The organism is Streptomyces sp. NPDC030245, from assembly GCF_055572995.1.
Genome location: NZ_JBVICF010000003.1, coordinates 367,977 through 382,319, shown reverse-complemented (window position 1 = coordinate 382,319; position 14,343 = coordinate 367,977). Strand labels below are relative to the sequence as shown.

The 14,343-nt window shown below is 71.4% G+C and carries 10 protein-coding genes; 1 reads left to right on the top strand and 9 read right to left on the bottom strand.

The window, feature by feature from the left end:
* Window positions 1-5: 5 nt before the first annotated feature.
* The 4 genes from ACZ4Z4_RS10215 to ACZ4Z4_RS10200 all read right to left on the bottom strand — a co-directional run bounded on the left by ACZ4Z4_RS10215 (window position 6) and on the right by ACZ4Z4_RS10200 (window position 5,683).
* Entirely contained in the window at window positions 6-488 is a 483-nt protein-coding gene (locus ACZ4Z4_RS10215) for a poly-gamma-glutamate biosynthesis protein PgsC/CapC (RefSeq protein WP_468324879.1), read from the bottom strand.
* A complete protein-coding gene (pgsB, locus tag ACZ4Z4_RS10210; RefSeq protein ID WP_468324876.1) occupies window positions 485-2,020 on the bottom strand; it encodes a poly-gamma-glutamate synthase PgsB in 1,536 nt (511 codons plus the stop codon). Before pgsB ends, ACZ4Z4_RS10215 begins: the two co-directional genes overlap by 4 nt.
* 6 nt (window positions 2,021-2,026) lie before the next feature.
* Window positions 2,027-4,264, bottom strand: coding sequence for a HAMP domain-containing protein (locus ACZ4Z4_RS10205; RefSeq protein ID WP_468325758.1), 2,238 nt, complete (start codon window positions 4,262-4,264; stop codon window positions 2,027-2,029).
* Between the two features lie 216 nt (window positions 4,265-4,480).
* Window positions 4,481-5,683 (bottom strand): CapA family protein, encoded by a 1,203-nt coding sequence (locus ACZ4Z4_RS10200; protein WP_468324873.1) that lies wholly within the window; start codon window positions 5,681-5,683, stop codon window positions 4,481-4,483.
* An 83-nt stretch (window positions 5,684-5,766) separates the two neighbouring features.
* Here ACZ4Z4_RS10200 and ACZ4Z4_RS10195 point away from each other — a divergent pair, with 83 nt between their 5' ends.
* Window positions 5,767-6,693 (top strand): hypothetical protein, encoded by a 927-nt coding sequence (locus ACZ4Z4_RS10195; protein WP_468324870.1) that lies wholly within the window; start codon window positions 5,767-5,769, stop codon window positions 6,691-6,693.
* Between the two features lie 9 nt (window positions 6,694-6,702).
* Here the strand turns inward: ACZ4Z4_RS10195 and ACZ4Z4_RS10190 are convergent, their stop codons facing one another.
* The 5 genes from ACZ4Z4_RS10190 to ACZ4Z4_RS10170 form a co-directional block, all read right to left on the bottom strand.
* Window positions 6,703-8,196, bottom strand: a complete 1,494-nt coding sequence (locus ACZ4Z4_RS10190) for an ArnT family glycosyltransferase (protein WP_468324867.1) — start codon at window positions 8,194-8,196, stop codon at window positions 6,703-6,705.
* A gap of 21 nt (window positions 8,197-8,217) precedes the next feature.
* Window positions 8,218-9,747: an amino acid permease gene (locus ACZ4Z4_RS10185; RefSeq protein WP_468324864.1), complete on the bottom strand. Its 1,530-nt coding sequence runs from the start codon at window positions 9,745-9,747 to the stop codon at window positions 8,218-8,220.
* Between the two features lie 129 nt (window positions 9,748-9,876).
* Window positions 9,877-11,808, bottom strand: coding sequence for a 1-deoxy-D-xylulose-5-phosphate synthase (gene dxs / locus ACZ4Z4_RS10180; RefSeq protein ID WP_468324861.1), 1,932 nt, complete (start codon window positions 11,806-11,808; stop codon window positions 9,877-9,879).
* A 244-nt stretch (window positions 11,809-12,052) separates the two neighbouring features.
* The gene (locus ACZ4Z4_RS10175) at window positions 12,053-13,372 is read right to left on the bottom strand and encodes a sugar ABC transporter permease (protein WP_468324858.1); all 1,320 of its coding nucleotides are present in this window, start codon (window positions 13,370-13,372) and stop codon (window positions 12,053-12,055) included.
* Entirely contained in the window at window positions 13,369-14,169 is an 801-nt protein-coding gene (locus ACZ4Z4_RS10170; protein WP_362991728.1) for an ATP-binding cassette domain-containing protein, read from the bottom strand. The genes ACZ4Z4_RS10175 and ACZ4Z4_RS10170 overlap by 4 nt, the downstream gene beginning before the upstream one ends.
* Window positions 14,170-14,343: the final 174 nt, after the last annotated feature.

The window sequence follows — 14,343 nt, the reverse complement described above, 5'->3', positions numbered from 1 at the left end:
TGGAATCAGGCGGACGGCATGAAGCCGAGGAGGATCCCGGCGGTGAGGACGACGTAGGCCATGAGCGTCACCGAGCCCGTGGCGAGGAGGGTGGGGCCCTTGGGCTGGCGCACCAGCTGGTAGGCGATCAGGCCCGGCACGATGAAGCCGAGGGTCTGGTTCGCGTACATGAGCGGGAACTCGATCGAGAGAATGATCATCACGGTCGCCTGCAACGTCACGCCGAGCAGCACGACGGCGGCGAAGAGCCGCTTGCCGTAGAGGATCACGAACTTCTGCATGAGGAGCGTGCCGACGTACGTCAGCACGGTCACGCCGACCACCATGGCGGCGCGCTGAAGGTCCTCGACGAGGGTCAGGGCCAGCCAGCCCGGTGTGATCATGCCGCCGGGCGAGAGGTTGGTCGTCAGATAGCAGACCAGCGAGAAGAGCAGCCCGAGTGCGATGCCGACCGCGGCGATCTCGGGGGTGAGGACGGAGGGAATCAACGGTGCTCTCCTGGGCTGTGCCACTGCTGGTTGTCGTCTGCGGCGGGTTGTACGGGCGGCACCCGCGGCTCGAACATGCCGCGGGGGGCGTACGTCTGCTGGGGGATGTACGGCTGCTGGGGCTGCTGGGGCGCGTAGGTCTCCTGCGGCGCGTACGACCCGTACGTCTCCTGGGGTACGTACTCCTGGTGGGGCACGTACGCCTCGTACTGCTGGGCCGGGGCCTGCTGGACGGGGACGTGGTGGGCCGGGGCCGCGTACCGCGTCTCGTACGCCTCCGGGTAGTGCTGGTACGGGTCGACGTGCGGCTCGTAGAACGGCGCGGGCTCCTCGGGGGCCTGCTCCTCGCTCTCGTCGGGCGGGAGCTCCGCGAGGTGTTCGAGGAGCAGCTCGCCCTGGCCGTGGATGTTGCCGATCGCGACGAGCGAGGAGTCGGGGCCGAGCTGCCCGAGCATCGCGCGCATGAACTCCTCGGGGTCGCGCCGGTCGCCGCCGAGGTCGACGGCGCGGGAGCGCCACTCGGCGGGGATCGCGTCGATGGCGGACTTCGCGGGGTGTCCGATGACGAAGACCTTGTCCGGCCGGAGGTCGGGGATGATCTCGCCCATCTGGCCGTTGCGCTCGACGCGGTCGGGGCGGCAGTTGATGACGACGTTGAGCGGCCGGTGGATGGCGCCGAGGTCGAGCAGCTGGTTGATGTTCATCAGCGTCGACTCGGGGTCGTTGGCCGCGAAGACGTTGGCGAAGCGGAGCTTCTTGCCGTCCTCGGTGGCGTACCGCTCGACGGAGAGGACACCGGGGTCCGGCGGTGCGTCGTACATGCCCTGGAGGGCGACCTCGCGGCCGACGCCGAGGAGCTCGGCGACCTTCAGCGCGATCGCCACGTTCTCCTTGAAGGTGAACCAGCTGAAGCCGCGCAGCTCGTCGTCGGTCACCGTCTCGGGGTCGGCGTAGATCAGCCGGCAGTTCCGCGCGTCGGCCTCCTCCTTGAGGATGTCGAAGCGGTCCTTCTCGGCGGTGACGCAGATGCCGCCCTCCGGCATGGAGCGCGACAGCGAGCGCGCCACGTCGTCGAGGGTCGGGCCCATCTCGGCGAGGTGGTCCTCACGGACGTTGCAGAGCACGCCGATGGTGGAGCGGATCAGCTTGGACTGGTTGATCTCCTGGAGCGCGGGCATGACCGCCATGCACTCGATGACCAGGGCGTCCGGGTCGTAGGCGGCGGCGCGCCTGACGATGCCGATCTGCTCGACGACGTTGGCGATGCCGAACTTGCGGTAGACGGGCTCCTCGGTGGCGTCCGGGTGGATGAAGCGGGCCGCGGTGCCGGTGGTCTTGGCGACCGTGGTGAGGCCGCCGCCGCGCAGCGCGCCCGCGCACAGGCGGGTGATGGAGGACTTGCCGCGGATGCCGTTGACGAGGACCCGCGAGGGGATGTGCTCCAGGCTGGCGAAGTGCCGCCGCTGTTCGACGACGCCGGCCGCCAGCAGGATGGCACCGCACACCACGAGCACGGTGTAGAGGAAGAGCACGGGGGTTCAGTTCCTTCCGGCGAGGCCGGCCGTGACGCCGTCCCGCTTGCGCTGTGTGCCCGTCGGCAGCTGCTGCCTGATGAGTTCCAGGCTGCGGGTGACGGCGCCGACCTCGTCGTGGTGGCGCGGGTAGAGGACGGTCCTGCGGTCCCCGTCGGCGAGCGCCTCGGCCTGGTCGGCGAGGTGCCGCAGCGGTCGTACGACGACGATGTGCAGCCAGCCGAGGCAGGCGGCGGCCGCCGTGATGCCGAGCAGGCCCGCGAGGACCGTGCGGTTCTGGTACGTGTACTCGGGGATGGCGAGGCCCGAGGCGGGCTGCCAGCTGAGCACGGACCAGCCAAGCGATCCGGCGGCGCCGCCGCCGACGAACGGTGCCGCCGCGGCGATCTGGATGTCGTCGCCGTCGCGGTAGAGGACGCCGCTGGGGCGCGGGCTGAGGCCGACCTTCTGTCCGGTGCCCTCGGCGAGCGCGTCGAGCCGGCTGCTGGGCAGCCCCTCGAACTCGCGGTAGCCGGTGTTGGCGCCGATCACCTCGCGCTTGTCGTCGACGACGCGGACCTCGCCGAGGCCGGGGCGCTTGAGCAGCGAGTTGAGGAAGTCGATGCGGAATTCGCCGACCACGGCGGCGCCCTCGCGTCCCGGCACCTCGGCGGTGCCGAGGATGACGGGCTCCTTGCCGCCCTCGTCCAGGACGCGGATGGGCTTGGCGGAGGGGCCCTTGCCGGACGGGCTGCGGGGGTCGCCGCCCGCCTTGGCGACGATCTCGCCCTTGGCGTCGAGGACGTACAGGGACTGGTAGCGGGCGTGCTGGTTGAGGGTGCTTTCGAGGACCTTGGCCATGTCCGACGCCTCGGTGCGGTCGCCCATGAGGGACGCGACGGAGGTGAGGTCGGCGTGGCCCTCGTTGAGGGCGCGGCGGACCCGGTCGGTGAGGGTGTCGGTGCGCTCACGCTGGTCGTTGACCATCTGCTGCGGTACGACGACGGTGTCACCGGCGCGGTTGAGCAGCAGCAGGAGCGGCGCGGACCAGGCGAGCAGCAGGACGGCGCAGACCGCGACGAGGGTGCGGCTGCCGAACCTGCGGCGGCGGGCGGGGGCCGGCGCCGGGTCCGCGGGGGCGCCGAGCAGCTGGCGGCGCAGCCGTTCGAGGGCGGCGCCGATGCGGGCGGCCTCGCCGGACTTCGGCACGGACACCGGCCGTTCGAGGTCGCCGCGGCTCAGCCTGCGGCCCTCCAGGAAGAGTCGGAGCAGCGGGCGCTGCACGGTCCGCAGGAGCAGGAAGACCGTGATGCCGCCGATGCCGAGCAGGGCGGCCGCGGCGAGCAGTCCGAACGCGGAGCTGCTGGTGGCCGTGGGGTCCTCGGCGACCGGGACCATGGCGACGACGGTCAGGCCGAGCCGGGTGGCGACGGTGGCCTCGCCCGCCTCGGGTCCGGCGAGACCCGCGTAGCCGGCGACGGCGCGCTCGCCGAGGTAGCGCTCGCCGGTGAGGTGGCCGCTGACGCCGAGGAAGCCGCCGGAGCCCGGCTCCTTGGACATGAGGGGGTGGGTGCGGGCCTTCTTCGCCGCGGATTCGGCGAAGGACTTGAGCTGCTTGTTGGACTGCTTGACCTCCTCGCGCTGGAGGTCGGTGAGGACCTGCTCGGGCTCGGGGATGCCGTCGGTGCTCAGGACGTGTCCGTCCTGCCCGACGACGGCGATGGAGCGGAACTTGCCGAGGCTGATGCCGGGGAAGCGCAGGCTGCTGGAGGCGACCAGGAGCTGCTGCGGCTGCCCCTTCCAGGTGAGCAGGGCGAAGGAGAGCAGCCGGGTCTCGCCATTCTCCAGGCGGACCATGCGGGGCGCGAGGCCGTCCTTGTCCGCGAGCTTGCCGCGGTCGATGGCGGTGAGCGGCAGGTTCTCGCCCCGGGCGGCGAGGAGTTTGCCCGAGGAGATCTCGACGACGGCGGTGCCCATCCACTTCTGGTAGACGCTGCCGATCTTGTCGAGGACGGCGTCGGCGGGCACCGGGTCGCCCGCGCTGAAGAGCTCGGCTGTCCGGTTCAGGTCGGTGACGGACTCGTCGATGGAGGCGCGCAGCGCGATGGCGCCGTCCTCGGCGAAGTGCTGCTGGGACAGTTTGACCGCTTTGGGGACGGCTTCCTGTCCCGCGCGGCCCAAGGTGAGGGCGGTGACGCCCGCGAGGGCGAGGAGCAGGACCGACAGCACGGCGATGGGGGGACGTATGCCACCCAGCAGGGACATGTCGGTCCTTCGGCGGACCTTGTGCCGCCGCTTCGAACGCGAAGCGGCCAAGGGGTGCTCCTCTCATGGAGTGACGCGGGGGGTCGGATACGCACAGTGATGCGTTCCGGAATGCTTTGACCCGCACTACCCCAGGAGGGATGTACGAAGTAAGCCGAATGTGAGCCAGATCGCGTTGATCCGGGGTGTGGCGCCCGTTCAGGCAGCCGGAGGGACTCAGTCCGCGGGCAGTTCCTCCAGCGGTTCGAGGCCGTCCTGGCTCGCGCCCCGGTTGAGGAGCGTGCCCTGGGTGCGCTCGAAGGCGAGGCGGTAGCGGGAGCGCTGCTGCTCGCTGAGGTTCTCGCCGTCCCGCAGCGTGGCGGCGACGTCGAGGAGCCGGTGGTCCTTGACCGCGCCCTTGGGCAGGGCGCCGGTCTCGTCCGGGTCCGGCGGGATATCCACGAAGGTGGGCACGTACTTGGCGTCGACGTCCCACTTCCCGTCGCGCTTGTGGAACTCGAACCAGCCGATGACGCCCTCCTCGGTCAGTCCGCTCGGCACGTCGTGCCGGGCGATCTGGTTGCCGAGGCCGTACGCGATCCAGGTGCCGTCGACCTTCTCCATCGGCTGGACGACGTGCGCGTGGTGGCCGAGGACGAGGTCGATCCCGGTCTCCCTGGCGATCCTGCGGGCCAGCTCGAGCTGCGAGGCGCTGGCGTTGGGCTGGTTCTCACGTCCCCAGTGGATGCTGAGGATCACGACCTCCGCGCCCGCCGCGCGCGCCTTCTTCTCGGCGGCGGCGATCGCGTCGAAGCGGTTCTGGTTGACGATCCACGGCTTGTCCTTGGGGACCTCGCGGCCGTTGAAGCCGAAGGCGAAGGATATCTGCCCGACCTTGACACCCTTCACCTCGGTGATGAGTGGTTTGTCCGCCTCTGCCTTGCTCCGTGCCGAACCGGTGTGCCGCAGGCCCGCCTTGTCCAGCGTGTTCAGGGTGCGGGTGACGCCGGCCGGGCCGTGGTCGAGGGTGTGGTTGGACGCGGACGAGCACTGGTCGTAGCCGACGTCCTTGATCGCCGTGGCGATCTGCGGCGGCACGAGGAAGTCCGGGTAGCTCTGGAAGGGGCCGCCGGGCTTGCCGACCACCGGCTCGAAGTGGCAGATGCCCAGGTCGGCCTTGCTGATGACCGGCTTGACCCCGGCCATCATCGGCCGGAAGTCGATGCCCTTCTCGCCCTTGCCCGTGACCTTGGCGTCCTTGCGGGCCTGGTCGGTGAGCTGGGGGTGGATCAGGATGTCGCCCGCGGCGGCGACGGTGAACGCGGGACCGCCGTCGGCGGCTTTTTCGTCGTCGCCGAAGGGGCCGCAGGCGGCAGTGGCGAGCAGCATGAGCGCGGAGGCCGCACAGGGCACGAGATGCCTGCGGGAGGGACGTGTCATCACAGGGCTATCTTTATACAACCATGATGAATTCCCGCATTCGGCCGGTAGCAGTAGCAAAGAAGCTCGGGGCTGTCGCCGTCGTGACCGCCTGCGTCCTCCTGCTCGCCCAGTGCGGGTCCGGCTCCTCCGGGGAGGACGACAAGCGCTCGGGAGATCCCTCCGCCACCGCGCCGGGCGACCACCCCGGCGACGGCCTGGAGCGGGCCATCACCGACTACACCGCCGCCTTCAGCGAGGACACCGGCTACCGCCCGCCCTCACGCACCGACCGGCGGACGGTCGCCGAAGGCGTCGAACTGCTCCTGGACGGCCGCCGCGAGGAAGCCGCACACCGCCTGGCCGACGTGGACTTCGCGGTCCGCACGGTCACCGACGCGGCCACCGGGCGACGGTACGCGGAGATCGCCGACCGCTCCGAGGGCGGCGCGGCCCCGCGCGGCTGGGGGCGCGTCTACCTCGACCTCGACTCCCCCGCCCGCTGGTCGGTCCAGGTCCCGCACCCCGTCGCCGACCGGTACACCGAACGGCTCGGCGCCGAGCTCATGACCCGCGCCCCCGGCGGCGTACTCGTCATCGCAGGCGCACACCGCAAAGCCGGACGCGGCGACGAGGCGGACGTGGCGCACCGCAGGGACACCGTCTTCCACGCCGTCTGCGAGGCGCTGGTGCGGCGCGGGCTGCCCGGTGTGCAACTGCACGGCATGGCGGACGACTCGGCTCCGGACCACGACGTGGTCGCCTCCACGGGCAAGGGCAGGGAGGCGCTCACCGAGGGCCGGGACCTCGCCGACGCCCTCCGGGAACTGGGTTACGACGTCTGCCGCGCCTGGACCAGGGACTGCCCCCTCGCAGGCCGCACCAACATCCAGGGCCGCACCGCCACCGCCCACGACGTCCCGTTCCTGCACATCGAGTTCGGCCCGAAGATCCGCGAGGACCGCGAGCACGCACGGGAGGCGGTGGAGGCCCTGTCGGACCTCACGCGCACGTGGCGGCGGCGCTCCTAGGCGGCGCTCCTAGGCCCTCACCCGCACATACACCACCGCGCCCCCCACCCTCCCCGCCGGCTCGTACCCGTCCGCGAGGAGTCGGCGCAGGGACGGGACGCGTGCGGGGGCGTACGGCTTGCCTCGGGAGTCGTCGATCACGAGGGTCGGCGGGTGGGTGCGGAGTTCCTTGCGGAAGGTGCGCCAGGCGCCCTCGACCGCGTATTTCTCGCCCACTTGGGGGCCATTCCTGCCGCCGCTGTAGTTGGTGAGGAGGCCGGCCGTGAGGTAGCGGCTGGCGGGGGCGCGGTCGGCCAGCCAGTACGCCTCCGGGTGCATGCCCCAGAACAGCACCCGGTCGTCCGGGGCGGTGCGCGCCCTGACCGTGTCCGCGAGGCGGGTGGCGTGGGCCAGTTCGGGGCGGGGCGCGAGCAGGCCCCACGCCAGGAAGACCGCGCACGCGCAGCCGGAGACGGCGATCGCCCGCACGGTCCGCTCGCGCGGCAGGATGTGCAGGGCCGCCGCGCCCAACAGGGCGAGCGGCGGCATGAGTTGCAGGTAGTAGTGGCCGAAGAAGTGGAAGCCGAGCAGGACCGCGGCGGCCGACGAGGCGAGCCAGAGCCAGAGCTCCGCCGCCCCGGTGCGGGCGATGCGCAGGACGCGGATGACAGGGGGAACGATCCCGGCGCAGGCCGTCCCGAGAACCGCCGCGTTGGTCAACCCCCGCCCCAGGACGTGGAGTTCGGAACCGGTGAAGGAGGCGTAGGCCCCCGAGCCCGTCACCGTCCAGAAGACGAAGCCGGTGGGGGTGGTGAGGAGGGCCGCGGCGAGGACGGGGACGCCGAGTCCGGCCGCGAGCCGCCCCACGTCCCGCCGGGCCGCGCCGCCGCGGCACACCAGCCAGACGACCGGGAGCAGCACCGCTCCCCCGGTCTGCTTGGCGAGGAAGGCGCAGGCCACCGCCGCGCCCGCGGCGCCCCAGCTGCGGCGGTCGGCGCACCACATGGCGGCCGCGGTGCACGGCAGCATGAAGACCTCGAAGGCGGCCGCCTGGGTGTCCTCCGGATGCAGGCCGATGGAGATCAGGAGGTACAGGACGCCCGCGGTGCGGCCCGCGCCGTCACCCCAGCGGCGCCGGGCCAGCGAGACCAGGAGCACCGCCGTCATCAGCTGCGCGGCCACCGCGAGGAGCTTCAGCGGCAGGAGGGTGCCGTCGCCGAAGAGCGCGAAGGATCCGGCGTAGAGCCAGGGGACGAGCGGCGGCTTGCGGTCGACGACGGTTTCGTAGAGCGCGCCGCCGTCCGCCAGCATCCGGGCCTGGACGGCGAGATAGCCCTCGTCGGGGTTCCACAGCGGCCACCGGAAGGACGGCAGCCGGGTCACGCAGGCCAGGGCGGCGAGCAGCGGGAGCAGCCGGGCCCAGTAGGCGCCGTGGGCGCCGCGCTCGGGGACGTACTCCTTGCGCGGGCCCGGCACCCGGAGGCCGCGTACGGAGCCCGGTGACGCGGCGGGCGGCGCGAGCATGCGGTGCACGGAGAGGGGTGACTACCGTGCGTCGCCGCCGGCGTGCGGGTCACGCACGTGCAGACGGCTGTGCGCCCGCCCGTACGCGAAGTAGATGACGACACCGAGCACCATCCACACGCCGAACCGGATCCAGGTCTCCGCCGGCAGGTTCAGCATCAGCCACAGCGACGCGAGCACCGAGAGGACCGGGACGAGCGGCACCAGCGGGGTGCGGAAGGCGCGCGGCAGGTCGGGGCGCTGCCTGCGGAGCAGGATGACGCCGAGGGCGACGACGACGAAGGCGAACAGCGTGCCGATGTTGACCAGTTCGGCGAGCTCGTCGATGGAGGTGAAGCCCGCGACGACCGCCACGACCACGCCGAGCAGGACCGTCGAGCGGTACGGCGTGCCGTACTTGGGGTGGACCTTGGAGAACGTCAGGGGCAGCAGTCCGTCGCGGCTCATCGCGAAGAACACCCGGGTCTGGCCGAGCAGCAGGATCATGCAGACGGAGGTGAGGCCGACGGCCGCGCCGAAGCTGATCAGGCCCGCCCAGAAGGGGTGCCCGACGGCCTTGAAGGCGTCGGCGAGCGGGGCGTCCGTGGAGAGCTCGCTGTACTTCTGCATGCCGGTGACGACCACCGACACGGCGACGTACAGGACCGTGCAGATGAGGAGCGAGCCGAGGATGCCGCGGGGCACGTCGCGCTGCGGGTTGCGGGTCTCCTCCGCGGCGGTCGCGACGATGTCGAAGCCGATGAACGCGAAGAAGACGACGGCCGCCGCGGTGAAGACGCCCATCACGCCGAAGTTCGACGGCGTGAACCCGAAGATGAGCTGGACCAGCGGCGCGGCGACGCCGCCCGCGCCCTCGGTGTGCTCGCTCGGCGGGATGAACGGGTCGTAGTTGGAGCCGGTGATGAAGAACGCGCCGACGACGATGACGAGGAGCACCACGGTCACCTTGACGGCGACGACGACGCTGGTGACGCGCGAGGACAGCTTCATGCCGAGGACCAGGATGCAGGTCAGTGCGAGCACAAGGAGGCAGGCCAGCAGGTCGAAGCCGAAGGACCCCTCGTGCGTCCCGCTGAGCCACTGCGGCAGATGCAGCCCCGCGGTGTCGAGCAGCGACCGCAGATAGCCGGACCAGCCGACCGCGACCACCGCGCAGCCGAGCGCCAGCTCCAGGATCAGGTCCCAGCCGATGATCCAGGCGGGGAACTCCCCGAGGGAGGCGTACGAGAAGGTGTACGCCGACCCGGCCACCGGCACCGTCGACGCGAACTCGGCGTAGCAGAGCGCGGCGAGCCCGCACACCAGTCCGGCGACGACGAAGGCCAGCGCCACCGAGGGGCCCGCCGTCTCCTTGGCGATCTTGCCGGTCAGCACGAAGATGCCGGTGCCGATGATGACGCCGACGCCGAAGACCGTGAGGTCGAGGGCGGACAGCGACTTCTTGAGCGCGTGCTCCGGTTCCTCGGTGTCCTTGATGGACTGCTCGACGCTCTTCGTCCTGAAGAGGGTGCTGCTCACGGGCGTACCTCCCACGCTTGTCGTCCCCGACATGATCGAGAGCGCGGGTTCCCGGTACGCCCCGGCGCGGGCCCATTCACGCGAATGGGCCGGTCCCACCACCCGTACAGGGTGCTGGGACCGGCCCTTCGGCGGCGCGCGTTGACGCCGGAGATCCGGCCGTCAGTCGCGGGCGGGCTCCACGGACTCCACCGCGCCGGCGGTGGAGCGCTCGAACCTGCCGTCGAGCTTGGCGACCAGGCCGGTGACCTGACGGGCGATGTCCGGGGCGGTCAGACCGATCTCGGCCATGATCTCCTTGCGGGACGCGTGGTCGAGGAAGCGCGGCGGGATGCCGAAGTCGCGCAGCGGCACGTCGACGCCCGCGTCGCGCAGGGCCTGGGCGATCGCCGAGCCGACGCCGCCCGCGCGCGAGTTGTCCTCGACGGTGACGACGACGCGGTGCTGCTCGGCGAGGGGCGCCATGGCCTCGTCGACCGGCTTGACCCAGCGCGGGTCGACGACGGTCGTGGTGATGCCCTGCTTGTTCAGCAGGTCGGCGATCTCCAGGCACATGGGCGCGAGCGCGCCGACGGAGACGAGCAGCACGTCCGGGCGGTCGGCGTCCGGCTTGCGCAGCACGTCCATGCCGCCGACCGTGCCGACGGCCTTGACCGCGGGACCGACGGCGCCCTTCGAGTAGCGCACGACGGTCGGCGCGTCGTCGACCTCGACGGCCTCGCGCAGCTGGAGGCGGACCTGGTCGGCGTCGCGCGGCGCGGCGATCCGCACGGTGGGCACGCATTGCAGGATCGACATGTCCCACATGCCGTTGTGCGAGGCGCCGTCCGTGCCGGTGACGCCCGCGCGGTCGAGGACGAAGGTGACGCCGCACCTGTGCAGGGCCACGTCCATCAGGAGCTGGTCGAAGGCGCGGTTGAGGAACGTCGCGTAGACCGCGAAGACGGGGTGCAGGCCGCCGGTGGCGAGGCCGGCCGCCGAGACGGCCGCGTGCTGCTCGGCGATGCCCACGTCGTAGACGCGGTCGGGGAACGCCTTGGAGAACTTCTCCAGGCCGACCGGCTGGAGCATGGCGGCCGTGATGGCGACGATGTCCTCGCGCTCGTGCCCGAGCTTGACCATCTCCTCGCCGAAGACGGACGTCCAGTCCATGCCGCCCGCGGCGATGGGCAGGCCGGTGTCGGGGTGGATCGGGCCGATGCCGTGGAAGTGGTCGGCCTCGTCGTCCTCGGCGGGCTTGTAGCCGCGGCCCTTCTCGGTGAGGCAGTGCACGATGACCGGGCCGCCGAAGCGCTTGGCGCGCTGGAGCGCGGACTCCAGGGCCTCGATGTCGTGGCCGTCGATCGGGCCGACGTACTTCAGGCCGAGGTCCTCGAACATGCCCTGCGGGGCGATGAAGTCCTTCAGGCCCTTCTTGGCGCCGTGCAGGGTGTCGTAGAGCGGCCTGCCCACGACGGGCGTGCGCTCCAGGATGTCCTTGCCGCGGGCCAGGAACCGCTCGTAGCCGTCGGTGGTGCGCAGCGTCGCCAGGTGGTTGGCGAGGCCGCCGATCGTCGGCGCGTACGACCGTTCGTTGTCGTTGACGACGATGACGAGGGGGCGGTCCTTGGCGGCGGCGATGTTGTTCAGCGCCTCCCAGGCCATACCGCCGGTGAGCGCGCCGTCACCGATGACGGCGACCACGTGGTCGTCCTTGCCGCGCACCTCGTTGGCCTTCGCCAGGCCGTCGGCCCAGCCGAGGACCGTGGAGGCGTGGCTGTTCTCGATGACGTCGTGGTCGGACTCGGCGCGCGAGGGGTAGCCGGAGAGGCCGCCCTTGGCGCGCAGCTTGCCGAAGTCCTGGCGGCCGGTGAGCAGCTTGTGCACATAGCTCTGGTGGCCGGTGTCGAAGAGGACCTTGTCCTTGGGGGACTCGAAGACGCGGTGCAGGGCGATGGTCAGCTCGACCACGCCGAGGTTGGGGCCGAGGTGGCCGCCGGTCTTGGAGACTGCTTCGACGAGGAAGCCGCGGATCTCTCCGGCCAGCTGGTTCAGCTCCTCCGGGCTGAGACGGTCCAGATCGCGCGGTCCCGTGATGCGGGTCAGCAGCGGCACCCGTGCCTCCTTGCAGTAGAGCTGAGATGTGCGGTTCGAGCTTTGCCGGGTCTGCCGAGTCTAATGTTCCGCGCCTGGCGCATGCGTCCGGGAGGCGAGTTTCTCCAGCCAAACGGAAGACCCCGCGCCCCGTCAGGGGCGCGGGGCCGGGGGGAGGCGCCGGGCTGCGCGCCTTCAAGGGGCGCGGGGAACTGCGCGACCAGCCACGACGGGCCCGCAGCCAAAGAATCCGCCCAGGGAACCGCTACGCGCGCCCCGCAGACTTCTGCGTACGCCGCGACACGGAGTCGATGACCACCGCCGCGAGAAGAACCGCTCCCGTGATCATGAACTGGATCTCACTCGCCATGCCCAGCATGTTCAGACCCTGCTGGATCGACTGGATCACGAGCATGCCGAGCAGCGCGGACCAGACCTTGCCGCGCCCGCCGAACAGGCTCGTGCCGCCGATGACGGCCGCCGCGATCACCATCATCAGCGTGTTGCCGCCGCCGAGGCTCTTCGTCGCGCCGCCGGAGAGGCTGGCGATGAAGAGGCCGCCGAACGCGGCGAGCATGCCGGAGATGGCGAAGACGGTGATCCGGATCCGGTCGACGTTGATGCCGGCCCGGCGCGCCGCCTCCGCGTTGCCGCCGACCGCGAAGACCTGGCGGCCGAAGGTGGTGCGGCGCGCCACGAAGTCCGCGATCACCAGGACGGCGAGGAAGAGCACCAGGGCCAGCGGCAGGCCGCGGGCGCCGGCCGGCTCGTTCAGCTCGTACGCGGCGCCGCCCGCGAGGACGGCGACGACCGCCGTGCGCAGCACGATCTCGCTGACCGGCCGCGACGGGAGCCCGGCGGCCTTGCGGCGACGGCTGTCGAGGAGCAGGGAGCCCGCGTACGCGATGATCGCGACGCCCGCGAGACCGTACGCGGCGATCTTCTCCGCGAAGAAGTGCCCGGTCAGGTCCTCGACGACGCTGCCCTCGGGCGTGTTGATGCTGCCCTCGCCGCCCATCAGCCAGATCTGGAGACCGCTCCAGCCGAGGAAGCCCGCGAGGGTGACCACGAAGGCGGGCACGCCGATCTTGGCGAAGAAGAAGCCGTGCAGGGCGCCGATGACCAGGCCGGACAGGACGGCGATGAGCACCGAGAGCCAGTCGTTCAGCTCGTGGGTGACGCTCAGCACGGCCCAGACCGCCGCGCCCATGCCGGCCACCGAGCCGACCGAGAGGTCGATCTCGCCGAGCAGCAGGACGAAGACGATGCCGACGGCCATGATGCCGAGGCCGGAGGTGAAGACCGCGATGTTGGCGAGGCTGCTCGCGTCCAGGAAGTGGTCGTTCTTCAGCTGGAAGACGACCGCGATGATGATCAGGCCGATGACGACGGGCAGCGAGCCGAGCTCACCGCCGCGCATCTTGCGCTTGAACTCGGTCCAGTAGCCGGCCAGGCCCTCCTCGCGGACGAGCAGGCGCGGGTCGACGGCGGCGCCGGGCGCGGCGGAGGCCGGCGCGTCGGTCGCGGTGCCGGAGGGGGCCCCGGGGGTCGTGGAGGCCTTGGGGGTCTTGGCGAGGTCGCTCACTTCGCGTCCTCCTTCGTCGCCGTGGCCGTGCGCGCCCTGCGGCGGGTGACGGCGTTGTCCGTCGCGCCGGTGATGGCGGCGATGATCTCTTCGTTGGTGGTGTCGGCGACGGAGAAGGTGCCGTTGTTGCGGCCGAGCCGCAGCACGGCGACGCGGTCCGCGACCGCCTTCACGTCGGCCATGTTGTGGCTGATGAGGATCACTCCGTGGCCGCGTTCGCGCAGCCGCTCGACGAGGTCGAGGACCTGGGCGGTCTGCTCGACGCCGAGGGCCGCGGTGGGCTCGTCGAGGATGACGACCTTGGGGTCGCCGACGAGGGCGCGGGCGATGGCGACGACCTGGCGCTGGCCGCCGGAGAGCGCCGCGACCGGGATGCGGACGCTGGGGATGCGGATGGAGAGCGTGTCGAGGAGCTCCTTGGCCCGCTTCTCCATCTTGATCTCGTCGAGGACGGAGGCCGTCTTCAGCTCGCTGCCGAGGAACAGGTTGGCGACGACGTCGAGGTTGTCGCAGAGGGCGAGGTCCTGGTAGACGGTGGCCACGCCGAGGTTCTGGGCGTCGTGCGGGCGCCCGATGCGGACCGGCCTGCCCTCCCACTCGATGGTGCCGTCGTCGATCGGGTGGACGCCCGAGATCGTCTTGACGAGGGTGGACTTGCCGGCGCCGTTGTCGCCGACCAGGGCGACCACCTCACCGGTGTGGATTTCGAGGTCTACGTCCGTGAGCGCCTGGACGGCGCCGAACCGCTTGGAGACCCCGCGCAACGCCAGCACGGGCGTAGCGGACACGTGAATCATCTCCTTCGCCGCCTGACCGGCGGGGAATGGTGGTGCAGCAAGGGCAGGTACGGTGCCCGCCCCCCGTCTGCGGGGCGGTGTGATCGGGGCGAGCACCGGACCGGTACTGGAATGCCGTCCCGTACAGGGGCCCGGGAGCGCTCTCGCGCGCCCGCGGGCCGCATCTCGTACGGC

Excerpts from the sequence above, each read along its gene's own strand:
- ACZ4Z4_RS10205 (WP_468325758.1), bottom strand. The coding sequence starts at position 4,264 with ATGTCCCTGCTGGGTGGCATACGTCCCCCCATCGCCGTGCTGTCGGTC.
- ACZ4Z4_RS10200 (WP_468324873.1), bottom strand. The coding sequence starts at position 5,683 with ATGACACGTCCCTCCCGCAGGCATCTCGTGCCCTGTGCGGCCTCCGCG.
- ACZ4Z4_RS10190 (WP_468324867.1), bottom strand. The coding sequence starts at position 8,196 with ATGCTCGCGCCGCCCGCCGCGTCACCGGGCTCCGTACGCGGCCTCCGG.
- ACZ4Z4_RS10185 (WP_468324864.1), bottom strand. The coding sequence starts at position 9,747 with ATGTCGGGGACGACAAGCGTGGGAGGTACGCCCGTGAGCAGCACCCTC.
- ACZ4Z4_RS10170 (WP_362991728.1), bottom strand. The coding sequence starts at position 14,169 with ATGATTCACGTGTCCGCTACGCCCGTGCTGGCGTTGCGCGGGGTCTCC.